Annotated in this window: 24 protein-coding genes and 3 tRNA genes; 17 read left to right on the top strand and 10 right to left on the bottom strand. The window is 57.1% G+C overall.

Going from position 1 to position 24583, the window contains the following annotated elements; genetic code table 11:
- The first annotated feature begins 58 nt into the window (after nucleotides 1-58).
- The 7 genes from ACYQ3M_RS04290 to mutM are packed head-to-tail and all read left to right on the top strand — an operon-like array spanning nucleotide 59 to nucleotide 6224.
- A complete protein-coding gene (locus tag ACYQ3M_RS04290) occupies nucleotides 59-847 on the top strand; it encodes a hypothetical protein (protein WP_460034819.1) in 789 nt (262 codons plus the stop codon).
- Nucleotides 848-895: 48 nt separating this feature from the next.
- Nucleotides 896-1519 (top strand): high frequency lysogenization protein HflD, encoded by a 624-nt coding sequence (gene hflD, locus ACYQ3M_RS04285; protein ID WP_460034818.1) that lies wholly within the window; start codon nucleotides 896-898, stop codon nucleotides 1517-1519.
- Nucleotides 1516-2454, top strand: a complete 939-nt coding sequence (locus tag ACYQ3M_RS04280; protein WP_460034817.1) for an ABC transporter ATP-binding protein — start codon at nucleotides 1516-1518, stop codon at nucleotides 2452-2454. The genes hflD and ACYQ3M_RS04280 overlap by 4 nt, the downstream gene beginning before the upstream one ends.
- Nucleotides 2451-3206, top strand: a complete 756-nt coding sequence (locus tag ACYQ3M_RS04275) for an ABC transporter permease (RefSeq protein ID WP_460034816.1) — start codon at nucleotides 2451-2453, stop codon at nucleotides 3204-3206. The genes ACYQ3M_RS04280 and ACYQ3M_RS04275 overlap by 4 nt, the downstream gene beginning before the upstream one ends.
- A complete protein-coding gene (locus tag ACYQ3M_RS04270; RefSeq protein WP_460034815.1) occupies nucleotides 3203-4570 on the top strand; it encodes a GldG family protein in 1368 nt (455 codons plus the stop codon). Before ACYQ3M_RS04275 ends, ACYQ3M_RS04270 begins: the two co-directional genes overlap by 4 nt.
- 3 nt (nucleotides 4571-4573) lie before the next feature.
- The gene (locus ACYQ3M_RS04265) at nucleotides 4574-5455 is read left to right on the top strand and encodes a DUF4340 domain-containing protein (RefSeq protein ID WP_460034814.1); all 882 of its coding nucleotides are present in this window, start codon (nucleotides 4574-4576) and stop codon (nucleotides 5453-5455) included.
- The gene (gene mutM, locus ACYQ3M_RS04260; protein WP_460034813.1) at nucleotides 5412-6224 is read left to right on the top strand and encodes a bifunctional DNA-formamidopyrimidine glycosylase/DNA-(apurinic or apyrimidinic site) lyase; all 813 of its coding nucleotides are present in this window, start codon (nucleotides 5412-5414) and stop codon (nucleotides 6222-6224) included. The genes ACYQ3M_RS04265 and mutM overlap by 44 nt, the downstream gene beginning before the upstream one ends.
- A gap of 4 nt (nucleotides 6225-6228) precedes the next feature.
- Here the strand turns inward: mutM and ACYQ3M_RS04255 are convergent, their stop codons facing one another.
- The 6 genes from ACYQ3M_RS04255 to ACYQ3M_RS04230 all read right to left on the bottom strand — a co-directional run bounded on the left by ACYQ3M_RS04255 (nucleotide 6229) and on the right by ACYQ3M_RS04230 (nucleotide 11626).
- A complete protein-coding gene (locus ACYQ3M_RS04255) occupies nucleotides 6229-7017 on the bottom strand; it encodes a hypothetical protein (RefSeq protein ID WP_460034812.1) in 789 nt (262 codons plus the stop codon).
- Between the two features lie 74 nt (nucleotides 7018-7091).
- The gene (locus ACYQ3M_RS04250; protein WP_460034811.1) at nucleotides 7092-8309 is read right to left on the bottom strand and encodes an NAD(P)/FAD-dependent oxidoreductase; all 1218 of its coding nucleotides are present in this window, start codon (nucleotides 8307-8309) and stop codon (nucleotides 7092-7094) included.
- A gap of 47 nt (nucleotides 8310-8356) precedes the next feature.
- Complete coding sequence (locus ACYQ3M_RS04245) at nucleotides 8357-8893, bottom strand: response regulator transcription factor (RefSeq protein WP_460034810.1); 537 nt, start codon at nucleotides 8891-8893, stop codon at nucleotides 8357-8359.
- Nucleotides 8886-10205: an ATP-binding protein gene (locus tag ACYQ3M_RS04240; protein WP_460034809.1), complete on the bottom strand. Its 1320-nt coding sequence runs from the start codon at nucleotides 10203-10205 to the stop codon at nucleotides 8886-8888. The genes ACYQ3M_RS04245 and ACYQ3M_RS04240 overlap by 8 nt, the downstream gene beginning before the upstream one ends.
- Nucleotides 10206-10489: 284 nt before the next feature.
- The gene (locus tag ACYQ3M_RS04235) at nucleotides 10490-10987 is read right to left on the bottom strand and encodes a GlcG/HbpS family heme-binding protein (protein WP_460034808.1); all 498 of its coding nucleotides are present in this window, start codon (nucleotides 10985-10987) and stop codon (nucleotides 10490-10492) included.
- An 18-nt stretch (nucleotides 10988-11005) separates the two neighbouring features.
- The gene (locus ACYQ3M_RS04230) at nucleotides 11006-11626 is read right to left on the bottom strand and encodes a class II aldolase/adducin family protein (RefSeq protein ID WP_460034807.1); all 621 of its coding nucleotides are present in this window, start codon (nucleotides 11624-11626) and stop codon (nucleotides 11006-11008) included.
- Nucleotides 11627-11745: 119 nt separating this feature from the next.
- On the opposite strand from ACYQ3M_RS04230, the gene ACYQ3M_RS04225 reads away from it, so the two are divergent.
- The 9 genes from ACYQ3M_RS04225 (at nucleotide 11746) to ACYQ3M_RS04185 (ending at nucleotide 20280) form a co-directional block, all read left to right on the top strand.
- Nucleotides 11746-11830, top strand: a tRNA-Leu gene (locus ACYQ3M_RS04225).
- A gap of 85 nt (nucleotides 11831-11915) precedes the next feature.
- Nucleotides 11916-13223 carry a trigger factor gene (tig, locus tag ACYQ3M_RS04220; RefSeq protein WP_460034806.1) on the top strand — a complete coding sequence of 436 codons (1308 nt, stop codon included), beginning with the start codon at nucleotides 11916-11918 and terminating at the stop codon, nucleotides 13221-13223.
- A complete protein-coding gene (clpP, locus tag ACYQ3M_RS04215) occupies nucleotides 13220-13846 on the top strand; it encodes an ATP-dependent Clp endopeptidase proteolytic subunit ClpP (protein WP_460034805.1) in 627 nt (208 codons plus the stop codon). The genes tig and clpP overlap by 4 nt, the downstream gene beginning before the upstream one ends.
- A 109-nt stretch (nucleotides 13847-13955) precedes the next feature.
- Nucleotides 13956-15227, top strand: a complete 1272-nt coding sequence (clpX, locus tag ACYQ3M_RS04210) for an ATP-dependent Clp protease ATP-binding subunit ClpX (RefSeq protein ID WP_460034804.1) — start codon at nucleotides 13956-13958, stop codon at nucleotides 15225-15227.
- A gap of 113 nt (nucleotides 15228-15340) precedes the next feature.
- Complete coding sequence (gene lon / locus ACYQ3M_RS04205; protein WP_460034803.1) at nucleotides 15341-17728, top strand: endopeptidase La; 2388 nt, start codon at nucleotides 15341-15343, stop codon at nucleotides 17726-17728.
- Nucleotides 17729-17796: 68 nt separating this feature from the next.
- Nucleotides 17797-18144 (top strand): HU family DNA-binding protein, encoded by a 348-nt coding sequence (locus ACYQ3M_RS04200; RefSeq protein WP_460034802.1) that lies wholly within the window; start codon nucleotides 17797-17799, stop codon nucleotides 18142-18144.
- Nucleotides 18145-18161: 17 nt separating this feature from the next.
- Nucleotides 18162-18237: transfer RNA gene (locus ACYQ3M_RS04195), tRNA-Val, on the top strand.
- Between the two features lie 7 nt (nucleotides 18238-18244).
- Nucleotides 18245-18321 (top strand) — tRNA-Asp (locus tag ACYQ3M_RS04190).
- Between the two features lie 66 nt (nucleotides 18322-18387).
- Entirely contained in the window at nucleotides 18388-20280 is a 1893-nt protein-coding gene (locus tag ACYQ3M_RS04185; protein ID WP_460034801.1) for a SurA N-terminal domain-containing protein, read from the top strand.
- A gap of 3 nt (nucleotides 20281-20283) precedes the next feature.
- Here ACYQ3M_RS04185 and dusA read toward each other — a convergent pair whose 3' ends face one another.
- A complete protein-coding gene (gene dusA, locus ACYQ3M_RS04180; RefSeq protein ID WP_460034800.1) occupies nucleotides 20284-21234 on the bottom strand; it encodes a tRNA dihydrouridine(20/20a) synthase DusA in 951 nt (316 codons plus the stop codon).
- A gap of 53 nt (nucleotides 21235-21287) precedes the next feature.
- Between dusA and ACYQ3M_RS04175 the strand changes: the two genes are divergently transcribed.
- A complete protein-coding gene (locus ACYQ3M_RS04175) occupies nucleotides 21288-22451 on the top strand; it encodes a GGDEF domain-containing protein (protein WP_460034799.1) in 1164 nt (387 codons plus the stop codon).
- On the opposite strand, the gene ACYQ3M_RS04170 is transcribed toward ACYQ3M_RS04175, so the two are convergent.
- The 3 genes from ACYQ3M_RS04170 to recO are packed head-to-tail and all read right to left on the bottom strand — an operon-like array spanning nucleotide 22448 to nucleotide 24580.
- Nucleotides 22448-23125 (bottom strand): hypothetical protein, encoded by a 678-nt coding sequence (locus tag ACYQ3M_RS04170; protein ID WP_460034798.1) that lies wholly within the window; start codon nucleotides 23123-23125, stop codon nucleotides 22448-22450. The genes ACYQ3M_RS04175 and ACYQ3M_RS04170 overlap by 4 nt on opposite strands.
- Before the next feature lie 34 nt (nucleotides 23126-23159).
- Nucleotides 23160-23891, bottom strand: coding sequence for a pyridoxine 5'-phosphate synthase (pdxJ, locus tag ACYQ3M_RS04165; protein WP_460034797.1), 732 nt, complete (start codon nucleotides 23889-23891; stop codon nucleotides 23160-23162).
- Complete coding sequence (gene recO / locus ACYQ3M_RS04160; protein WP_460034796.1) at nucleotides 23870-24580, bottom strand: DNA repair protein RecO; 711 nt, start codon at nucleotides 24578-24580, stop codon at nucleotides 23870-23872. Before recO ends, pdxJ begins: the two co-directional genes overlap by 22 nt.
- Nucleotides 24581-24583: the final 3 nt, after the last annotated feature.

The raw sequence follows: 24583 nt of genomic DNA, 5'->3' as shown, positions 1-24583 counted from the left end.
AACGGCCCGCCATGCGCTTGTTCTTCGACTACACTTGTCGGTCAAGGAGGACATGCAAATGGCGCAAACCTACGAGATCGTGTTTTTCTCTGTGCAGCCGGGTTGCTCCCTGCAAGCCATCGAAGACGTGCTGTGCCGGCTTCTAGAAAAAAAACCAGACGACCTCTGGCGAGCGCTGCGGTCGAGCGGTTCGGTGCTGATCGGCGGGTTGTCTGAGGCCGAGGCGAAATCGCTGCAAATCCGCCTCGTGGCAAGCGGACTTTTGTGCAACTACCGCCCGGCCTCTCCTCCCTGCGAGCTGAGCCTGAAGCCTAAAAGCTTCACCATGCCTTGCCCGCATTGCGGACAGCCTAATCAGATCATCGAGAACGAGCGCAGGCGCCGCTGCCGTCATTGCCGCAGGTTTTGGAGCCTCTGGGCGATGCGCCAGGACCCGCCCGAAATCGCCCTGCCCCCTGAGCCAAGCGCTGTACCCGCGCCGCGATCGTGGGGGCGATCGTGGGCGGCGGGAGCGGCGCTTTTGTTGCTAATGGCTTATTTGGTCGCCGACGGGTTGCCGCTGATGCGATCCTGGGCAAGGGACATCCAAAACTACGCCCCGCCTCCAACCGCCAAAGCAAAGCTCGATGACCGCACAACCGAGTTTGCGCTCGATCCTTTTGAACTCGCCTGGATGCTGGATTCTGCGCCACGCAGCGCCAACCAATCTTTCCTCTCCCCACCGGCTCTCCTCGATAAAGCAACCGGCGCTTCAGTCTGCGGCGAGCTGGCCCGGCTTTGTCAAAGCCTTAAGCCCTTAAGGGTGTCTTGCCTGAAAGAAGCGACCGAGGACGCCATCCGGCGCTGAAAAACCCTAGGCTTGCCGCCCTAGGCGGCAGAGGGTATTTTATTGTTCATGTTACGCACCCTCCGCAATCAAGCCATCGCTTTAGCCGGCCTGGCCCAAGCCGTGCATCTGGTTCAGCAGATCGCCAAGCGCGGCCAGGCGGACGAGGAAGCGCTGGCTGTGAGCATCGCTAGCGTGTTGAAGATCGACGCCGAGAGCGTGGAGGACGTTTTCGGCGGGCTGGCCGGCATCCGCGACGGTCTGCTGAAATTGAGGCAACAACTGGGCGGGCGCGAGAGCATCGACCCAGAACACGCCCGCTACAGTGCCATGCTGGTGTTTTTAGAGAGCAAGTTGGAAAAGCGCCCCGAAGTCCAGCAAAAGATTCGCGAAGGAGTAGAGAAAGCGGCCTTGCAGGCTGCACAAAGCTCGGTGACCGACGAAGCGGTGCTTGAGATTCTGGGCCAAGTCTATCATCAGAACATCAGCCCCTTAGGACCTAGGATCATCGTCTCCGGCGAGCGGAGGTTCTTGACCGACCCGGCCAATGCGCCTAAAATCCGCGCCCTGCTGCTCGCCGGCATCCGCGCGGCGGTGCTGTGGCGGCAATGCGGCGGGGCGCGGTGGAAATTCCTGCTCAACCGCCGCAAGCTAATGCAGGAAACCCAAGCCTTGTTGGATCAGTTGGCATGAGCTATCTGATCGAAGCGCAAAACCTCTATCGCTACTACGGCGACGCCTGCGCCGTGGCCGACCTGTCGCTGACCCTGAGCAAAGGCGAGATCTTAGGCTTTCTAGGGCCCAACGGCGCCGGCAAGACGACCACCATGCAAATGCTGTGCGGGAATTTGGCCCCCAGCGCCGGCCAGATCCGCGTCCACGGCATCGACCTTCTCGAGCAACCCAAGGCCGCTAAGCGTTATCTGGGGTATCTGCCTGAAACGCCGCCCTTGTACCGGGAACTGACGGTGGACGAATACTTAACCTACTGCGGCCGCCTGCACGGCCTCAAGGGCCAGGCGCTGCGCCTCGCGCTCGACAACGCCAAAGCGCGATGCGGCTTAGGGGAAGTCGGGCGGCGGCTGATCGGCAATTTGTCCAAAGGCTTTCAGCAACGCATCGGCATCGCCCAGGCGATCTTGCACTCCCCGCAGGTGGTGGTGCTGGACGAACCCACCGTCGGCCTCGATCCGATCCAAATCCGGGAAATCCGCGAGCTGATCCGCGACCTCGGGCGGGAACACGCGGTGCTGCTTTCTACCCATATCCTGCCCGAGGTCCAGGCGGTGTGCAGCCGGGTGCTGATCATCCACAAAGGACGGCTGGCTTTAAACGCCACCGTCGCGGAGTTGGAGCGCAACCTAAGGGCCTCGAGCCTGATCCTGGAGACCAAAAGACCCGCAGACCTCGACGCCTTAATGGCAATCGATGGCGTCCAGAGCGTCGCTCAAGAGCCGGGCGAGCGTTTTCGGTACCAAGTGTTTTTTGCCAAAGACAAAAATCCGGCCGAAGCCATCGCCGCCTTGGCGGTGGAGCGCGGTTTGGGCCTGTTAGAGCTTAGCCCGGTCAAGCGCTCGATAGAGCAGATTTTCGTGGACATCACCCAACAAGAGCCGACCCTGCAATGACGATTTTTACTATCGCTGCCCGGGAGCTGCGCAGCCTGTTTTTGTCGCCCCTGGCCTGGTCGATCCTGGCCGTGGTGCAGCTGCTTTTAGGGTATTTGTTTTTGGCTCAGCTGGAGTATTTTCAAATGTTCGCGCCGCGGCTTGCGGTTTTGGAAGACAGCCCCGGCGTCACCGAGCTGGTGGTGGCCCCTCTGTACGGCAACGCGGGCGTCATCCTGCTTTTGATCACCCCCCTCTTGACCATGCGCCTGATCAGCGAGGAGCGGCGCAGCCGCACTTTAAGCCTGTTGTTCAGCGCGCCGGTGTCGGTGACCGAGATCATCTTGGGGAAATACTTGGGCACGCTGGGCTTGCTGGGGTTTCTGGTGCTTTTGATCACGCTGATGCCTTTGTCTTTGGCGGCGGGGACCTCGCTGGACTGGGGGACATTGGCCGCGTGCGTGCTCGCCTTGAGCTTACTCCTGGCCGCCTTCACCGCCATCGGGCTGTATCTTTCCACTCTCACCCCGCAGCCCATCGTGGCGGCGGTGGGAGGGTTTGGCGCTTTGCTGCTCTTATGGATTATCGACTGGAGCGGCACGATCGGCACCGAGTCCGGCCGAGTGCTGGGGTATCTGTCCATGCTGCGCCATTACGAAGCCTTGCTCAAAGGCCAGGTCAGCACCTCGGATTTGGCGTATTTTTTGCTCTTGAGCGCGGCGTTTTTGGTCCTTAGCATCCGTCAGCTCGATAACGACCGGCTGCAAAAATGAAAATCGACCGCAGGCTTCACCAGCAGATCCGGCTGCAAAATTTCCTCTTTACCGTTCTCTTTTTAGCCTTGATCGGGCTTTTGGGCTTTTTGTCCCAGCGCTATTCGCTAACCTTCGACTGGACCGCGTCAGGCCGCCACAGCCTGGCCGAGGCCAGCCGCAAGGCGCTGGCCGTTCTCGACCAGAAAGTAGAGATCACCGCCTACGCGCGCGAAAACAACGAGCTGCGCGGCCGGATCCAGGACCTGGTGGCCAAGTATCAGCGCCACAAGCCCGAGATCGAGCTGCGCTTTGTCAACCCCGACCTGCACCCGGACCGGGTGCGGGAGCTTGGCATCACCGCGGACGGGGAGCTGGTCGTCGCCTACCAAGGGCGCACCGAGAAGGTTCAGGATTTGAGCGAACGAGCCCTGACCTCGGCGCTTTTGCGTTTGGCCAAACGCAGCGAACAGCAGATCTTGTTCATCGAAGGCCATGGCGAGCGCTCTGCCTTGGGGCAAGCCAACTTTGACCTGGGCCAGTTCGGGCGCACCCTGACGTCCCGTGGCTTCCGCGTCCACGCTTGGAATCTCGCTGAACACCCGGACTTGCCGGAAAATACCGCGCTCGTGGTCATCGCCAGCCCGCAGACCGCCTACCTCCCGGGCGAGGTCGAGCGCCTGTTGGCTTTTCTCCGGCAGGGAGGATCTTTGTTGTGGTTGGTCGAGCCTGGGGAACCGAAAGGGCTAGAACCCTTGGCAAAAGCCTTAAACCTTACTTTCCTCCCCGGCGTGGTGGTCGATCCGAACGGTCAGGCGCTCGGCATCGGCGATCCCACTTTCGCCCTGGTCGCCCAATACCCGATCCACGCGATCACCCAAGACCTACGCAGCCTTACCCTTTTCCCCCAAGCGCGGGCTTTGGAAGCCGGCCAAGGGGGGGAATTTAGCGCCGAGGCCTTTTTACAGACCCTGCCCCGAAGCTGGAACGAGACCGGCCCTTTGACCGGGGAGATCCGCTTGGACCCTGACCAAGGAGAACGCACCGGGCCGTTAACTTTAGGTTTTGCCTTAAGCCGCAAGGTGGCGAGCGACAAACCGGACGACCAAGCGCAAGAGCAGCGCGTGGTCGTGGTCGGCGACGGCGATTTCCTCGCCAACGCTTATCTTGGCAACGGCAGCAACTTGGACCTAGGGTTAAACCTCGTCCAATGGCTGACCCACAACGACCAGCTCATCTCCATCCCGGCCCGCGCCGCACCCGACACGCAGCTGGAACTCTCGCCCACGGCCTTGGCGTTGATCGGCTCTGGGTTTTTGCTGTTTTTGCCGCTGTCCTTGTTCGCTTGCGGTCTTTTCATCTGGTGGCGGCGCCGGCGGGCTTGAACCATGGTTAAACGCTGGTGGACGATTTTCATCTTGCTGATCCTGGTAACCGGACTGGCGGCTTGGGTGTATTGGATCGAGCGCGCTCCCGAGCCAACGCCGCTTCCTTTGCTGGCAGACTTTGACCCGGGCAAGGTGCGGCACATCGTCATCGAACGCCGCACCGACCGCCTGGAATTTACGCGCGCAGAAGACGTCTGGCGCATGACCGAGCCGTTCCAAGCCCTGGCCGATGCGTATCATATCCAGCAGCTATTAGACTTACCAAAGCAAACCAGTCCAACCCGCTACCCCGCGGCAGGAATGGACTTGGCGCGCTTTGAATTGCAGCCGCCTCAAGCCATCGTCCGCCTCGATGCGGTGGAGTTCCGCTTTGGCGGCCAGAATCCCTTGAATTTTCAGCGCTATCTGCAGGTCGGCGACGTCATCCACTTGCTTGACGACGCCCTGTTTTACTCCCTGACCGCCCCGGCCACCACCTGGGTCGAGCACCAATTGCTCCCCCAAGGCCCCTTGCAAGCCCTGGAGCTCCCCGGCTGGCGGATTACCGCAACAGAAGCTGGCGGCTGGACCTCCGAACCCGCGGCTCCGGCCGCCGACTTAGAGCGCCTGGTGGATACCTGGCGGACGGCGCGTGCGGTGCAAATCACGCCGGCCACCGAGGAACCTTCGCCTGAACAGCCGCGCATCCGCGTTTCGATCGCCGGCCAAACGCTCGAATTCGTCGTCCTGCAACGCGAACCGGAACTGATCTTGCTGCGCCCGGAGCAAAAGCTGCGCTACCACTTTTACGGCAGCGTCGGCCAAAACCTGCTGACCCCCAAACCGTCCTCGCCAAGCGATGCCGGAGCTTCCCGAAGTCGAGACGATACGCCAAAGTCTTGAGCCCTACCTCGTGGGAAAGCGCGTCCAAAGCGTTGCCATCTTTCAGCCCCGGCTGCGCTGGCCGGTAGCGCCCGATCTGGCCGAGCAACTGCCCAAAGCGCCGATCGAAGAAATCAAGCGGCGCGGTAAATACCTGCTGGTGCAGACCGGAAACGGCGTTTTGATCGTTCATCTTGGGATGTCCGGCAGCCTCCGTCTTAGCTCCAGTGAGCAGCCCCTGCGACCTCACGATCACGCTGCGTTCACTCTAGAGGCCGGGGAGCGGCTTATCTTCCACGATCCGCGCCGCTTCGGCGCCTTGGTATGGACCTCAAATCCCGCGACCCACCCGTTGCTTTGCCACTTGGGACTCGAGCCTTTCGATCCGCTTTTTACCGGCGACTGGCTCTGGCGGCTGGCTCGGGGTCGCCGGCAAGCGGTCAAATCGTTGCTGATGGACCAACGCGTGGTCGTAGGCATTGGCAACATTTATGCCAATGAGGCCTTGTTTTCCGCAGGGATCCATCCTGCCCGCCCAGCGGGCGAGATTTCAAAACCACGCTACCAAAAGCTGGTGACCGCCGTTCGCGGTATTTTGGCTTTGGCGATCGCCCAGGGAGGAACCACCTTGCGCGACTTTAGCGACGCCACTGGCCGGCCAGGTTACTTTCAACTCGCCTTACAAGTTTACGGTCGAGAGGGCAAACCTTGCCCACGCTGCGCCCGACCGATCCGCCGCATCGCTTTAGGCCAACGCGCGACTTACTACTGCGCAAGGTGCCAGAGCTGACCCCTCAAAACGAAAACTCCTCTTCCGCAGGCGGCTGCGCTTCCTCTTCCTCGGGAGCCTCCTCTTCCCCCTCCTTGGGCGACTCTTCCGCGCTCTCCATCTCTTCCAGTTTGTCCTCGAACGTGGCGCCGGTGTCTATGCTCACTGAGGCCCCTTTGGTCAGGGCGAGCTTATGCCCCGCCGCGGTGAAACTGAACGTCAGTTTGGCCTTAAGGGTGCGGGGACCGGCGATCAGATAGCGCTTCTTGGCCTTGTTCTCGAAGATCGCGCTTTCCAACTCCTCGCCCACCGTATGGATAAAGGGCTCGGCGATGTAATCTTCCTGATCCTCTTGCGCAAAAGAGCCGGCAAACCGGATGGTATCTCCCGACGCTACCCCAAGACCGGTAGCGGTGGCAAAGAACCCCTCGATCTTGGCGCGCGCCATGATCAGGCCGTTCGGACCGGGCGGAAAAGTGTGCTGGAACTCGACGATGACTTCCGGAACCCCGGAGGTAGCCGTTCCTGAAGTCTGCTCCCCGTCTCGGACGCTGGAAACCGTCCCTTCCGTGGCCACAAACAAGGCGTTGTGGATGGTCAATATGTCACGCCTGGCGTCGCTGTAGCAAACTTGCGGCACCTTGCCTGCTTCGCTCGGCTCGATCCGGATTCCTGGATACTCTCCGGCGATCTCGACGCACGTTTCGCTCTCCCGCTCAGGGACCAGTTTTTTGCCTTGAATCACCACCTCCAGCGCTTGCCCTGCCCCGCCCCAAGCCAGTAACCCAACAGTCAATAGAATTTGCGCGCGCATCTTGCTCCCGCTTCGTTTTGCTGCCGATGTTAAAACTATAGCATCGTCTTGACCGCCACGCGCTGAAAGTCAAGTCACGCCGGCCAGATCGTGGCGTCTCCGCCTTTCAAGAGCACGTTCCAGTAGTACCAGGGCAGGAAATACTTCTTGAAATAATACATGCTCCGGCGCTCCTTGCTCTGATCGATGGGAAAGGTCTCCTTAGGCTGCAGGTTGTAGTCGAATTCGGCCAACACCAATTTGCCGTAGCCGGTGATGAGGGGGCAGGAGGCATAGCCGTCGTAGGCCGAGATCCCCCGACCACCTGCCAGCTCGGTCAAAAGATTGCTGACCACGACGTAGGTCTGGGCGCGGCAGGCCGCGGCGGTCTTGGAGTTGGGCGTATTGGTGCAATCGCCCAAGCCATAGACGTTTTGGTATTTGGGGTGGCGTAAGGTGTGTTTGTCCACGTTCATCCAGCCGGCTTCATCGGCCAACGGACTGGACCTCAAGCAGGCCGGGGGACGCATGGGAGGGGTGACGTGGAGGAAATCGAAGGCGTGGCTTTGGCGGTCACCCGTGGCGATGTGCTCGAACACCGCCTGTTTGTTATCGACATCGATGGCTACGAGGTGGTGCTGGAAATGGGTCTCGATCGCCTTGCGCTTTAAGACCTCGTTCAAGGTCTTGGCGTAGCGCTTGACCGGGAAAATGCTCGGGGCCGCCGAGAAGAACAGGAGCTTGGTTTTGCCCCGCACATTGCGCTTGCGCCAGGCGTCGTCGGCCAGATAAGCGATCTTCTGCGCCGCTCCCGGGCATTTGAACGGCGGTTTGGGTTGGGTGAAGATCGCCGTTCCCCCGGAAAACCCCTTGATCGCTTCCCATACTTTAGGCGCCAAGTCGTAATCGTAGATCGACACCGCCAGGTTGCGTTGCAGGGCTTCCTCAAGACCTGGGATTTGCTCCCAGGCGATCTCTATCCCTGCCGCCACCACCAGATACTCGTAACGGATCTGCTTGCCGGAAGCGGTCGTGAGCGTATTGGCGTCGGGATCGAAGTGCGCTACCGCGTCCTGGATCCAAGCCACCCCTTGCGGGATCACCGCTTTCATCGGCCGCCAGGTGGCTTTGGGCTTCATCTCTCCGCCGCCAACCAAGGTCCAGCCGGGTTGGTAATAATGCACGTCCTTGGGCTCTAAGATGGCTATATCCAAGGCGCCGGATTCCTCGAGCTTTTTTAGGTGAGAAGCTACGGCGATGCCGGCTGTGCCCCCGCCGACGATGACGACCTTGTGGGAAATTGTCTCTGCCATGCGCGACCTCCTCTATCTAGTTAGTTAAGTTTCACCGCGTCCAAGGCTCATTCCTTGACCGGGCGTTTGTCTAGTTTACGCTGCAAAGTCCGACGGTGCATCCCCAGCGCTCGCGCCGCGGCGGAGATGTTGCCGTGGTGCTCAAGCAGCACTTTCTGCAAGTACTCCCACTCCATCCTGCGGGCGGACAAAGGCTTGTCTTTGATCGCTACCCCGACGTCGCCTTCCTCCTTATGAAAGGCGGCGACGATCTCATCCGCATCGGCCGGTTTAGTCAAATAGTGTACCGCGCCTAACTTTACCGCTTCTACCGCGGTCGCAATGCTGGCGTAACCGGTCAAGACCACAATGCGCGTGTTGGCATCGAGCTCTTTAAGTTTCTTGATCAGGACCAATCCCGAATCGTGACCGATGCGCAGATCGATCACGGCGTACTCAGGAGTCAGCCGAGCTGCCTGAGCCAGCCCCTCTTCTACGGTCTGGGCCACGAAGACCTCAAAGCCGCGTTTTACCAAGGCCTTTTGCAATACCTCGCCAAAGGTCAAATCGTCGTCTACTAAAAGCAGTCTGGGGCGATCACTCATACGCGGACTGGGCTAATAAAGGTAAAGTAATCTGCGTTCGGGTTCCGCCTTCAGGAAGGGCTTCCATCGCGATCGCTCCGCCCATACGCTCGACGGTAGCATACGCCAAAAATAAGCCGACCCCCAGCCCTTGCTTGCTGGATACGACAGGACGCTTGCCCAATGCGTCGGTCAATGCCGGGCTGATTCCAGGGCCGCGATCGACGATCACAAGCTCGAGCCGAAATGAATTCCAGCGGGCGTGCAGCTCCACTTCCGGGGAGACATCGGCGGCGTTGTTGAGGATGTTGATCAGGGCGTGACTTAAGGTGCGCTCGGCAACGATTTTGGCGCCCTCATCGGCTTCGCCAACTTGAAACTTCAACCTCGTTCCCGGCCGCTGCTGGCGCCATTGCTGGACCAACTTTTCCAGGTAACGGCGCACCTCTTCCGGATGACCCGATTCGGCGCGCACCTGTCCTGCAGAAGCCGACATCACCGCCAAAGCGTTCTTGCAACGCTCGATCTGATCTTTGCAAATCAGCAAGCGCTGGCGCAATTCCTCGTGCTCACGGTCAGAATAATCTTCTAGCAATTCTTGGACAAGAATGGCCATCGTCCCCAGAGGGGTGCCCATTTCATGCGCAGCGCCTGCGGCCAAGGTCCCCAACGCCACCACGCGCTCATCGCGCAACGCCTGCTCGCGCACCTCGGCCAATTTGCGCTCGCGCTCCCGCAAGGTATTGGCCATCTCGACCACGAAATAAGCCACTAATCCCGCACTGAAGACAAACCCCGCCCAGGTTCCAAACGCGTGCAACTCGAAGCGGTGGCGCTGTTCGAGCATCTCCGCAGGCAAGCGGTTGGTTTGGATCACTTGGGCAACCGGAAGGGGGGGCAAAGGATGGTAATAAAAAATCAGCAAGGTGTAGCCGCCGCAGGCGAGCAGCATCATATACCAGGTATAACGTTGGGGCAGGACGGTCGCCGTAATAATCAACGGCAACAATAAAAACCACGCCATCGGATTGGTCGCCCCGCCGGCAAAATACAACAAGCCAGTGATGCTCAAAGCATCCAAACCCAAGTGAAGAAACAACTCCAACTCAGTCACCGGGCGCAGATCTTGAAGCCTAAGCCAAGTCAGGCAATTGACCGCCAACATCGTGGCGATGATTCCCCACAAAGGTCCGGTGGGCAACGCCACGCCAAGATCGTAAACCGCAATCACGACGATCACCGCCGCGGCAGTGATCAAAAGATTCCGCAGCACGAACAGCCAATGCAAATTGGCGCGGGCGGCATCGGCAGAATCCACCGGAGCGCGCAGCATAAAAATCACTCTATGCGACAATTTGCCGCATTCCAAAGTTTGCTGAATTTGCTATCGTAGTTTTTAGGTAATGGCAATTACCTCGATTTCCTCCTCTTTCGCTTGGCAGGGAGAGTAAGTCCCCTGCCATTTTTCTTTTAAACCAAAATGCGACAATTTGTCGCATTCCAATCGATCTTAAGCCTTGCTATCCTAAAATCGAGGTTTGGCGATGCCGAACCGCGATTGCATGACAGTAGTGCGATTTTCCTCCTCTTTGACAGCAGGGTTTTTACCCTGCTTTTTTATTCCTTTTCCAACTGGCCACCGATGGCTTTGATCCCGGCCTCGGCGCAAGCCACATCCCATAGGACTCCCGGCGCGCCGCCTACGCCGATGCCTCCAACCACCTGGCCATCGATGCGAATCGGCAGCCCCCCGCCTAAGATCAAGATGATCTCGTTCATATCGCGCAAGGCCTGAATCTCCGGATCCTTAGCAACCATCCTCGCTAACTCGTGAGTCGGCTTGCCTAAGCTCAAAGCGGTATACGCCTTGCGGCGACTGCTGTCGGCCGTATGCGGACCGGCCTTGGGACTGCGCAGCAACGCTAAAAGATGGCCGCCTGCATCGACCACGGCGGCACTCACAGCGTAGCCTTTGCCTTGACAGTCGGCAACGGCCGCTTGAGCCGCTTGCAGCGCAGACTCCAGAGACAATGTGCGGATCGAGACGGCTTCCAAGGCATCGGCGCCACTGGCTAGAATCCATAACCCGATCAAACCAAACCGTGCTTTTCCCATCCTCTACCTCCCTCAAGCCTAAACTTGGGACCATGCGCGCGCCAAAGCCTCGATCAAAAGGATCGCAGCGCCGCGGGGAGAGCCCGCATAGGCTAAAACCCCATCGAGGTGGCCACGCATCACTATGATACCTTGTTCAGGCTGAGTTCTCACTTGCTCTAAGACCGCCCAAGCCAGAGCGGGCGTCCCATAAGAAGCAGCAGCCGAAGTTTGCTTGCAACCCAAGCGCTCCCCAAGATGCCAGATCTCTGGACAATGCCCGTGTACGACTGCCCCAACTCCAGGAGCCGCCTGGTAAACAGCGGCGTGGGTCAAGGCCTCCGAGGATGGGGGATAACGTCCCCGCGCAACGACCCGATTGGCCGCAAGATCGGCCTTTTCCACCAGACAATAATGTTCAGGTCCTAGATGCTCCAAACCACCGGTCTGGGTGGCAGAAATGATAAACTTATCTCCTGCCAGACGTTGACTGACGTTGCCATAAGCCAGCCCCTGGTAGCGGTTTGGGTCCAGACCGATCAAGCGCAGATGAAACAAAATCCGCCGCCAAGCCTCTAAGGTTGGGCAATCCTCCCAACGGGGAGGCTCATCCAAAATAAACTGCAAACGGTATTTAACTGCGCCTTCGCTCTCAACCATCGCTTATCCTTTAAGAACTTGACTGTTGTACGAAATTGGCTAAGCTAGCACCCTGCCCAAAGCACGGCTTTGGTCCTATAATCTCGATACTCCCAAGGCGTTGACAAGAAGGTGTTTTTGCGAATGTGGCGGAATTGGTAGACGCGCTGGATTTAGGTTCCAGTGGGGCAACCCGTGAGAGTTCGAGTCTCTCCATTCGCACCAACTCTTGAGTCCGCCCGCCGGTTGACCCAACCTAAAACCCGTAGTAACCGTTGATACTTACCCAGTCCGCACGAGGTAAAAACGCATGCAGATTTCTGTTGAAACCACCTCTGCTATCGGCCGCAAAATGACCGTCCAGATCCCAGAGGAAGAAATCCAGTCTGAGGTCGCCACCCGTTTAAAGTCTCTGGCGCAACGGGTGAAAGTAGCCGGCTTCCGGCCAGGCAAAGTGCCTGCGCACATCGTGCGTCAGCGCTTTGGCAAGCAGGTCCGCGAAGAGGTCATCTACGACTTGATCGGTTCAAGCTTTAACGCCGCGCTCAAAGAGCACGCCCTGCGCCCGGCGGGCGAACCCAAAATCATTCCCCAGGAAACCCAAGAAGGTTTCGCCTTCGAAGCGCAATTTGAAGTCTATCCGGAAATCGAGCTGGTTTCCTTAGACACTTTGGAAATCCGCAAACCGGTTTGCCAAATCACCGAGGCGGATTTGGAAAACATGCTCGAACGCCTACGGGAACAGAAGAAAACCTGGCGCGCGGTAGAGCGAGGGAGCGCAACCGGCGATCGGATCACTCTAACTTTTGAGGCATTCCAAGGAGATCAGCCGATTGCGGAAGGCAAGGTAGAGCACTTCCAAATTGAACTCGGCGCTGGCCAGATGATTCCTGGCTTTGAAGAGAAATTGTTGGGCAGCAAACCCGGGGATCACTTGGAATTTGAGCTGACTTTCCCGGAAGACTACCACGCCGAAAACCTTGCTGGGAAAACCGTGCGGTTTGAGGTGGACGTAGAACAGGTCGAAGAGTTTGAGCTGCCCCAGATCGATGCGGAGTTCGTCAAAGGGTACGGGATAGAGAGCGGCGACGTGGAAGAATTCCGCCGCGAAGTCTTAGCCAATATGGAGCGTCAGCTGAAAAGCGCGCTCAAAGAGGAGATCAAAACGCGCGTGTTCGCTGCCCTGAGCGAGCGCCATTCGATCCCGGTGCCTGAAGCCCTGCTCAAACAGGAAATTCAGCGTATGCTCGCGCCTTTTGCTAAGGCGTTGAAACAAGAGCCTAAGCTTTTGAACCAATTGCCTTTGGACGGCATCAAAGAAAGTGCGAGGAAACGGGTTAGTTTGAGCCTACTCTTAGCAGAAATCGTTAAGGTTAACCAGTTTAAACCGGATCCTGACCGCGTCCGCCAGGCAATCGAAGAGTTGGCCGAAAACTATGAAGAGCCTGAAAAAGTCGTCCGCTGGTATTACGCTCATCCCGAACAGTTGGCTCAAATCGAAAACCTGGTGTTAGAAGATCAGGTTGTGGATTGGATCTTGACGCAAGCGAAAGTTACCGAAGAGCCCGTGGCTTTCGGAGAACTGATGAATAAGCAACAGCGCCGGACAGGAGCATGAACAAATCGTTTGAGATCTACAATCAGCTGGTCCCCATCGTCATCGAGCAGACCCCGCGCGGCGAGCGCGCTTTTGACATCTATTCGCGCCTGCTCAAGGAACGAGTCATCTTCCTGGTAGGACCGGTCGAAGACCACACGGCTAACCTGATTGTGGCCCAGCTGCTGTTTTTAGAATCGGAAAACCCCGATAAAGATATTCACCTGTATATCAATTCTCCAGGTGGGATCGTAACCGCAGGGTTGGCCATCTACGACACCATGCAATTCATCAAACCCGATGTCAGCACCGTGTGCATCGGCCAAGCCGCCAGCATGGGAGCCCTATTACTGGCCGGCGGCGCGCCCGGCAAACGCTACGCCCTGCCGCACTCGCGGGTGATGATCCACCAGCCTTTAGGAGGATTCCAGGGTCAGGCGAGCGACATCGATATTCATGCCCGGGAAATCTTGCAAACCCGCGACCGTCTCAACCGGATTTTAGCCAAACACACCGGTCAGCCGCTGGAAAAGATCCAACAGGACACCGACCGGGATTTTTTCATGAGCAGCAATGAAGCCTTGGAATACGGCATTATCGACAAGGTGCTCACAACTCGAGCCAAATCGCAAGCTGAAAGCTAGTTCCTTGGAAATTTGGCAATTTCTGGTTTCAAGGTTTATGCTGTAGAAAAAGGCCCCCGGCTGGTTGACAGTGCGTTTTAAGTTTTTCATTCAATGGCTGAGGTAGCTTATGAGCGACAGGCGCGGTAAAGATAGAGAGGGGAAGTTGCTGTACTGCTCTTTTTGCGGCAAGAGCCAGCACGAGGTCAAAAAACTGATCGCCGGCCCTTCGGTGTTCATTTGCGACGAGTGCGTGGACCTCTGCAACGACATCATCCGCGAGGAACTCCAAGACAACCAGACCAGTGGCGAGGATCGCTTGCCCAAGCCTAAAGAGATCAAGGAGGTTCTGGACGAATACGTCATCGGTCAAGAAGAAGCGAAAAAGATCCTCGCGGTTGCGGTATACAACCATTACAAGCGCATCCGCTCGCAATACAAAAAAAACGACGTGGAGCTGGCCAAGAGCAACATTCTGCTCATCGGCCCGACCGGCTCTGGCAAAACCCTCTTGGCCGAGACGCTGGCGCGCCTGCTCGACGTCCCTTTCACGATCGCCGACGCCACCACCTTGACCGAGGCCGGATACGTAGGAGAAGACGTCGAAAACATCATCCAGAAGCTGCTGCAAAAGTGCGATTACGACGTCGAAAAAGCCGAGACGGGAATCGTCTACATCGATGAAATCGACAAAATCTCGCGCAAATCCGAGAATCCTTCGATCACTCGCGACGTATCCGGCGAAGGGGTGCAACAGGCGCTGTTAAAGCTGATCGAAGGCACCATCGCCTCGGTTCCGCCGCAGGGCGGGCGCAAACACCCCCAACAGGAGTTTCTGCAGGTAAACACCGCCAATATCTTGTTCATTTGCGGCGGCGCGTTTGCCGGGTTGGAGAAAATCATTCGCCAACGCTTGGAGAAAGGGGGAATCGGTTTTGCCGCCGAAGTCAAAAGCAAAGAAGAGGCGCGCAACGTGGGTGAAATTCTGGCGGAGGTGGAAGCGGAAGACTTGATCCGTTACGGCTTGATCCCCGAGTTTGTTGGCCGGCTGCCGGTAATCGCCACGCTCGAGGAGCTGGACGAACAAGCCCTGATCCGGATCCTGACCGAGCCCAAAAACGCCTTGGTCAAACAATACAAGCGCTTGTTCGAGATGGAAGGTTGCGAATTGGAAATCCGCGAGGACGCTCTGCGCGCGATCGCAAAGAAAGCGATGGAGCGCAAAACCGGAGCGCGGGGGTTAAGGACCATCCTCGAACATATCTTACTCGACGTGATGTATGAACTTCCTTCGGCCGGCAATATCGTGAAAGTGGTGATCGACGAGAGCGTCGTCACCGGTGAGGCAAAACCTTATTTGATCTACGCAACTAGCGACAAACAACGTCTTTTGGCAGATTAAGCTTGTCTAAGCCAGGCAACCCTTGCCTGGCTTTTCTTCCAAAAAGCTTGAATTCCTTTCTAAATCGCCCATATTTAACAAGCCGCCTTCCATCCATCCTTGTAGGAAAAGCTATGGCCCTAGAAAAATTCGTCCCAGTCTTGCCGTTGCGCGATGTTGTGGTCTATCCACACATGGTTATCCCCCTGTTCGTGGGCCGGAAAAAGTCCATCGAAGCGCTCGATGCCGCGATGCGCGACAACAAACAGATCGTGCTCGTCGCCCAAAAGGACGCCGAACAAGACGACCCCGGCTTTAACGACATTTACCGCATAGGGACTCTAGCCACTATCTTGCAGTTGCTCAAGTTGCCCGACGGCACGGTCAAAGTTTTGGTCGAAGGCAATCAACGCAGTCGGATCGAAGAGCTTAAAGAAGCAAACGGCAGCCTAATCGCCCGTGCCATCCTTTTACCCGAGCAGCGCAGCTGCAGCGACCAAGAACTCGAAGTGTTGATGCGCACGGCGCTTAGCACTTTCGATCAGTACGTCAAACTCAACAAGCGCATTCCCCCGGAAGTCCTAAATTCTTTGAGCGGCATCGACGATCCCGGACGCCTGGCCGATACCATCGCCGCCCACATGACCCTCAAGCTGGAAGAAAAGCAGGCCGTGCTGGAAATGACAGACATCGCAGCTCGGCTAGAAAAGCTGATCCTGCTGATGGAGGGGGAGGTGGACATCCTCGAGCTAGAAAAGCGGATCCGTGCTCGGGTCAAGCAGCAGATGGAAAAAAATCAAAGGGAGTATTATCTCAACGAGCAAATGAAAGCGATCCAGAAGGAGCTGGGGGAACTGGAAGACGCGCCCAATGAAATCGAAGAACTCGCGCAAAAGATCGCTAAAGCCGGCCTGCCCAAGGAGGCCCGGGACAAAGCGCAGGCCGAGCTCAACAAACTGAAAATGATGCCGCCTATGTCGGCTGAAGCTACGGTCGTGCGAAACTACCTCGACTGGCTGGTCAACCTGCCCTGGAAGAAGCAGACCAAACTGCGCCACGATTTACGGGTGGCTCAGGAAATCCTGGACGCCGACCATTACGGTCTCGAACGGGTCAAAGAGCGGATCTTAGAATACTTAGCAGTGCAACAACGGGTGCAGAAAATAAAAGGTCCGATCTTGTGCTTGGTAGGTCCGCCGGGAGTCGGTAAGACGTCGCTGGGCCAGTCCATCGCCAAAGCCACCAACCGCAAATACGTGCGCATGGCTTTGGGAGGAATCCGCGATGAGGCGGAAATCCGCGGCCATCGCCGCACCTATATCGGCTCCATGCCCGGTAAAATCATCCAGAGTCTGGTCAAGGTCAAATCCCGCAATCCGGTCTTCATGTTGGACGAAATCGACAAGATGGCGATGGATTTTCGGGGCGATCCTGCTTCCGCTTTGTTGGAAGTCCTCGACCCCGAGCAAAACAAGGCTTTTAACGATCACTACCTAGAAGTCGATTTTGATCTGTCCGATGTGATGTTCATCGCCACCGCCAACACCTTAAACATCCCTCCGGCCTTGCTCGACCGAATGGAGGTGATCCGGCTGCCGGGCTACACCGAAGAAGAAAAGGTCAGCATCGCCAAACGCTATCTGATCCCCAAACAGATAAAAAACAACGGGTTAAAGGATACTGAAATCCGCATCAGCGAAGGCGCGATTCGGGAAATCATCCGGCGCTATACCCGTGAGGCCGGCGTGCGCAACCTAGAACGGGAAATCGCCAGCCTGTGTAGAAAGACCGTCAAGCGCCTCCAGAGCAAACCAAGCGCCAAAGCGGTCCAAATCACCTCACGCAGCCTCCTGAACTATCTTGGGGTTCCGCGCTTTCGCTATGGCCGCGCTGAAGAAACCAACCGGATCGGACAGGTCACCGGGCTTGCCTGGACCGAAGTCGGCGGTGAACTGCTCACTATCGAAGCGGTGGTCGTCGAAGGCAAGGGCAAACACATTTACACCGGAAAACTGGGCGAAGTTATGCAAGAGTCCATTCAGGCCGCGTTGACGGTGGTGCGCAGCCGGGCGGAGGTTTTAGGGATCGACCCAGATTTCTATCACACCAAAGACGTGCACATCCACGTTCCGGAAGGCGCCACGCCCAAAGATGGACCCAGCGCCGGCATCGGCATGTGTACCGCTTTGGTCTCGGCCCTGACCGGAATTCCGGTACGTTGCGACGTGGCTATGACCGGGGAGATCACGCTGCGTGGAGAGGTGCTGCCTATCGGGGGGTTAAAAGAGAAACTTTTGGCGGCCCTGCGCGGCAGCATTCGCACGGTGATCATCCCCGCGGAAAACGAAAAAGATCTATTAGAAATCCCAGCAAACGTTAAGCAAAACCTGGAGATCATCCCGGTACGCTGGATCGACCAGGTGTTCCAGCAGGCCTTGGAATATCAGCCTTGTCCTACCCTGCAGGTGAAACCTTCAAAGCCCATATCCACGGTGGAAGGAAAACCGCTCACTGCCCATTGACTGCCGTAAAAATCCAGAGAAGTCTAGGCGCCACGCGGCTTGACAGCGGTTTCACGGGGCTGCTATAAATGCGGCAGATTTGCACAGCGCACCGAGCGCACGTACAAATTGGGGTTTTAACAAAAATCTTAAGGGGGAATTGCATGAATAAAGCGGAACTAATCGACGCCATCGCCGACAAAGCGAACTTGACCAAGGCCGACGCAGCCCGAGCGCTCGATGCCTTCATCGACACCGTAACCCAGGCTCTAGGCGAGGGTAAAAACGTGACTTTGATCGGTTTTGGCACTTTCACCGTCAAGACGCGGCAGGAGCGGCAAGGTCGCAACCCGCGCACAGGTGAGCCGATGACGATCAAGGCGGCAAAAATTCCTGCATTCAAACCTGGCAAAACGCTTCGAGATACCGTACAATAATCTAACCCTTCGAACGGGGGTGCTTAGCTCAGGTGGGAGAGCGTCGCCCTTACAAGGCGAAGGTCGCAGGTTCAATCCCTGCAGCACCCACCAGTTAAACGGAGTGGTAGTTCAGTCGGTCAGAATACCGGCCTGTCACGCCGGGGGTCGCGGGTTCGAGTCCCGTCCACTCCGCCAATGCTTTAGAACCCCGCCGTGGCGGGGTTTTTCATGCCTGTCCCATTGGCATTGGAAACTTAAGTTATGCTGCAAACGATTCGCGACCGCGCCCAAGGAATCTTGGCCTGGATCATCTTGATCCTGATCACCGTCCCTTTTGCCTTATGGGGGATAGGAAACTATTTCGATACCGGCAGAGAAAAGCCCATCGCCACCGTCGGCAAGCGCGAGTTTTTCGAGCGCGATCTGCTTCGCCTCTACGAGCAACAATACGCCCGTCTTCTTGGTCAGGATTCTTACTCCGAAAAAGAATTAAAGCAACAAGCTTTAAACCAATTGATCGATGAAGAATTATTGCTTCAGGCGGCCATCGCTAAAAACTTAGTGGTCAGTGACAGCCAAGTGGCGCAATTCATCCGCAGCCTTCCCTTTCTCCAGACCGACGGCCGCTTCGATGAAGCAAAATATCAGCGCTTTCTTGCCGCCGAAGGCTTAAGCGCGGACCAGTTCATCGCCCAAGTCCAGAGATCTCTGCTATTAAATCAGCTCGCGCAAGCGGTTGTCGATTCCAGTTTCGTCAGCGAGCGCGAAGCTGAAACGTTTTACAAGCTTCAGAACCAACGCCGCAAAATCGAGTATTTGATCCTTCCCTTTCCTGAACTCGAGAAAATTCCTGTAAGCAACGAAGAAATCCAAGCTTATTACGACCAGCACCAAGACCGGTTTAAAACCCAAGAACAAGTTGCAGTCGAGTACCTAATTCTGTCCCGAGATACCCTCGCCCAAAGCATCGAACCCACCGAAGAGGAGCTGCGTCGCTATTACGCAGAGCAACAACAGGCATTTACCACGCCAGAACAACGCCATTTACGACATATCTTGGTAGCTGTTGCGCAAAATGCTTCTGCGGAAGAAAAATCTCAAGCTTTAGCTAAGGCTCAGGAAATCAAGAAGCGTTTGGAACAGGGTGAGGATTTTGCCGAACTGGCCAAACAATTTTCCGACGATCCCGGATCGAAGGCGCAAGGCGGCGACTTAGGTTTTGTCACAAAAGGGTTCTTAGAAAAAAACTTTGAAGAGGCGGCTTTTGCCTTGCCCAAAGGCGAAATTTCCGAGCCCGTATTGACCCCGTTTGGCTATCACCTTATCCAAGTCGTCGAAATCAAACCCGCCACCCCGCAACCGTTTGCGGCCGTAAAAGCGCAAATCCGCCAAGAGCTTCAGCGTCAGGAGGCAGAAGCGCGCCTGTATGAGTTGGCAGAAAAATTAGCCCAATTGGTCTATGAGAATCCCCACAGTCTAGAGCCGGCTGCCAGCGCTTTAGGGCTCACCATCCAATCCACCGGCCTGTTCACGCGAGATAAAGGGGAAGGCGTTGCCGCCGACCCTAAAGTCCGCGCTGCCGCCTTCAGTGAAGAGGTTCTGGCAGGAAACAACAGCGAGCCCATCGAGACAGGCGATGGCGCTTTGGTCGCCTTACGCATACGCCAGCATCTGCCGGCGCAGCAACGCCCTCTTGCTGAAGTCAGCACGGAGATCGCCGCTTTGCTTCGCAAGCAGAAGGCGCGCCAAATCGCGGAAATTCAAGCCAAAGAGTGGCTGGCCAAATTAAAAAGCGGCACCAAACTGGAAGAAATCGCCAAGCAGGTCAAGGCGACGGTCAAAACGGCCGAGCTTTCCCGCAATGCGCCGATCGCAGAGCTCGAAACCAGCACCGAGGCCATCTTCCAAGCGCCGCGTCCTCAAGCCGACAAACCGGTACCCTTGCGCATACCGCTGACCGACGATCGTCAGGTTCTGTGCCAAATCCTGACGGTGAGCGACGGCGATTATTCCGGCTTGCCCGCAGAGGAAAAACAGCGCTTCAAGGCCAACTTGGCGCACCTGTTTGGCTTGATGACTTTTAAAGAATACCTGGCCCAGCTACGCGCCAAAGCCAAGGTAAAAATCAACTGGCCGCTAGCCGAGTCCGAATAGCCTTCAGGGGCGAGCAAAAGGCGCTTGGGCCAACCAGGATTCAAGCGCGGCAACGCCAGACGCTTCCGTTAGATAGCGGCGCCACTTGCGCGCGACCGGTTGGCCATGGTACAGCCCCATAAGGTGTCTTGCCACCAGCGACCAACGCACGCCTTGTTGAAGCTGCGCTGCCACGTAAGGCACATAGGCTGCAAGCACTTGCTCCCGACTGGGGATGGGATGCGCGTCCTGATAAAACCAGGCGTCGGCATGGGCCAATAAATAGGGATTTTGGTACACCGCCCGGCCAATCATCACCCCATCGACCCATTGCAACTGCAGCCGGGCTTGTTCCAAGTCGGCAATACCGCCGTTGAGAATCACCGTGTACTGAGGAAAGTCGCGCTTTAAGCGATACACATAATCGTAACGCAGCGGTGGAACCACCCGGTTTTCTTTGGCTGACAAGCCTTTGAGCCAGGCTTTGCGAGCGTGGATAATAAAAATGCGACACCCGCCTTCGGCGACAATCGCCACAAACCTAGCCAGATCCTGATACCGATCCAACTCATCGACTCCAATTCGACACTTGACGCTCACCGGCAAACGAGTGCGCGCCTGCATGGCCGAAACGCACTCGGCGACGAGTTCTGGGGTTTTCATTAAACAAGCGCCAAAGCGCCCCCGCTGCACCCGGTCGCTGGGGCAACCGACATTGAGATTGATCCCATCATAACCTCGAGCTTCGGCGAGTTCTGCGCAGCGCCCCAGCTTCCCGGGATCGCTGCCCGCCAACTGAAGGATCAGCGGTTTTTCGCGCGGATCAAAGTCCACAATTCGATTCCCATTACGACTCAACAGCGCATCGCAGACGACCATTTCGGTATAAAGCTCGACCCGATGAGAAAGTAGGCGCAGCAAAAAACGAAAATGCCGATCGGTCCGATCCAGCATTGGAGCTATGGAAAGCGCCATCCCCTAAGACCTAGGATAAAATAAGTCTTTCTACGTACGACTGCAGCCATAAGATGAACACTCTGTCATGCGATATTAAAAAGCTGCTTAAAAAACTCGAAGTGCTCGACGACTATGATGTGGAGCGCCTAGTCATCGAGCATCTGCAAAAAAACCTCAACGCTTTAGACGAATTGCAGCAGTCTTATCAGCGTCATTATTTGGCCATCATCCAGACGCTGCTTCAACAATTGGCAATGCTCCCTGCATTTCGCCACGAGACGATCCAAAAGCGCGTGGCGTTTTTGGAAAAATTGCTCGCCCACTCACCGACCTTGAGCGATCTGGAAACCCTACACCAGGGGCTTCTCGAACTGCAGGGTCTGCTCAGTCCGCTGCCCCTTACACCGCCCGCGCAAATCATTGGCGACCTGCCTGTAGGTCCCCACCTTCCACCGCAGCTAAAATCGAGCCTTACTGAGGCCGCTTGCGACAAGATCCAAACCATTCAGCGAAACAACGAGCACTTTGCCAAAGCGGTGGAAAAAATCCTGGAGATAATCGAACAGCTCAAGTCGGGCACAGAGCTGGACTTAATCCAGCGGGATCTGCAAGAGCAGGCCCAACAGTTGCGGCACAGACAGCGCCTATTGGCGCTGCAACTGGCGCAACTCCAACAACAGCTAGCCAGCGCTCAGGCGCAAAACGCTCGCTTAACGCAAGAATTGCAACGCGCCCGCGCTTTAAGCCTGACCGACGAACTGACCGGCCTACCTAACCGGCGCGCATTTTTGCAGCGCGCAGAAGAGGAAATCGGCCGGGTACAACGCCATCCCTCCCCTTTGACTTTGGCGATCCTCGATCTCGACCATTTCAAACAGATCAACGACCGTTATGGCCATCCTATCGGCGATGCCGTGCTACGCGCCTACGCAGGGCACCTCCAGGCGGTGTTCCGCCGCCACGATTACGTGGCCCGTTTCGGGGGCGAAGAATTCATCCTCCTGCTCCCCGGTACGGACACGAGCGGAGCAATTCAAGCACTGGCCAAAATCTGCCAGCGAATTGCCGGCCAATCTATCCAAACCGAATCCAGCCCGGTGTCTTTGCCTACCTTTTCGGCTGGGGTCACAAGCTATCGCGCGCAAGAATCGCTCGCCGACTTCATCCAACGCGCCGACCAAGCGCTCTATCGCGCCAAACAGGCCGGGCGCAATCGGATCGAAACGCTCGATTAAGGCCGGCGGGGCGATGGGAGTTGGCTCGAAAGCTGAGTCACGTCCGCGCGCAGACGTTTAAGTTGGATGCTGTAGCGGAAAAAATAACCGCCGACAGCCACGAGGATCGCGGCCAATGCCCCAAAAGACAAATAAACTAAAGTCTCCAAGCGGCTAAAACGTTCCAAGAGGAGAAGATCGGGGCCTTTAGCTATTCCCGTTTGGCCAACTGGAGGCGCAGGACTTGAGCTGCCTTGGGCGAGCAGCCAGCCGATGTCTTCCTTAATCGATTGAATCAACTCCAGATCCTTAAACCCTCCGGCTTGTCCCGTCCGGATCCGTTCCTCCAACGTCTCCAGTTTCAAGGCCAAAGAGTCTCCTAGGGTCCTGCTCAGATGCTGCTGCAGGCGGACGAGCTCCTGGCTGAGCTGCTCGACTTGAGCGCCTTCGACACCGCTACCGGCTTGAGCTTGGCTTTGTGGGACCTGGCCTTTAGATCGCCACTCTTGAGCCCAAAACGATTTGTTAAAATACCAAAGCCCTACCAACCACAACAGCAAAAACACTGTCAATCCCGCCAGCACGCGCCGGACGAACCGGTGTTGCGCCTCAATTTCCAAGCGCGCGAGGAATAAAGCGTCCGGCTGCTTGGCAGGTTCGGCTTGGCCAGTAGGCTTTACAAGTAGCTGCTCCATCTCAGCACCGTTTCGTCAGACTTGCCCCTCTACTTCAGCCCCGGGCTTGCACCATCAAGCGCTTCATCTCCCGCACCGCCTCGGTCAAGCCGGTGAACACCGCGCGGGCGACGATCGCATGGCCGATATTGAGCTCGGTGATTTCGGGTATGCGGGCGATAGCTTGCACGTTGTGATAGTGGATCCCATGACCGGCATGAACCTGCAGCCCCAAACGCGCTCCTAAGGCCGCCGCTGCCTGAAGCTTGGCCAGCTCCCTCTGCTGCTCGCTGCCGCCGGCCTCGGCGTAGCGCCCGGTGTGCAGTTCGATCACCGGCGCCCCGGCGCGATGCGCGGCTTCGACTTGGGCCTCTTCTGGATCGATAAACAGCGACACTTGAATGCCCAAGGCGCTCAGCCTTCGACACGCATCGCGTACCCGTTCGAACCGGCCGATTACGTCGAGCCCCCCTTCGGTAGTCAACTCCTCGCGCTCTTCTGGAACCAAGCAGCACGCGTGCGGGCGAATCTCGGCGGCCAAGGCGAGCATTTCCTCAGTGATCGCCATTTCTAAATTCAGGCGCGTGTGAATCAACTGCCGCAGCAAGCGGACGTCGCGGTCCTGGATGTGACGGCGGTCCTCGCGCAGATGCGCGGTAATACCGTCGGCGCCCGCCTGTTCGGCTAATAAAGCCGCCTGCACTGGCTCCGGGAAAGAAGTCCTGCGCACTTGGCGCAGCGTCGCGATGTGGTCGATGTTAACGCCTAACAAGATCGGTCTAGCCATGGGTCTTTGTCACTCCTACGAAACAGCCTGCGGCTTGCTAAAACCTTCCCCTCCAGTCGATAATCGAGCAGCTGACGCAAAAGCCGCTTGGCTTCCCGCCGCTTAAGCGGCGAATCCAGACGTTCTTGCTGGAGGGCAAGCAAAGTCTGGCCGTGTAACCACCCGTGCGGGTCCAAAACTGGGCCGCGCTCAGGGTCATAACGGTAACGGGCCTGCGGATCGATCGCCGTTCCATATTCTACCTCATGATCCAAAATCAAGCCGTAACCGATCTCTGCCAGGAAACGGACCTCAAAGCGCCTCAGACTTCCCTCCAGATCACCCAAGCGCGCCAGTTCGGATAAAGTGCGAAGATATTCAAAATACAGCTTTGGGTGAGGATCTTGCCGCTGCAGCAAGCGGCAAAGCAATTCGTTGAGGTAAAACCCACAGTAAAGAGCCGTGCCGGTCAATGAAAACGCAGGCTGATGGGCCTCGACCGCAGTCAGGGTTTTAAGATCGCCGTTGCCGCGCCAGTCGAGCAAAAGCGGCTGAAAGGGCCGCAGCATGCCGTCTTTCCCCCCCTTGGCGCGCCGCATCCCTTTGGCGAGCAAGGCAACCTTCCCCAGGTCCAAAGTGAAGGCTTCCAGCCACAGGCTGGTTTCGCGCCAGGGGCGGCGGTGCAGGATCAAACCTTCGTGCCAGGGCATGGA

This window comes from Methylothermus subterraneus (genome assembly GCF_054656915.1).
Note: the sequence above shows the minus strand (reverse complement) of the source record. Positions and strands in the feature narration are given on the sequence as shown.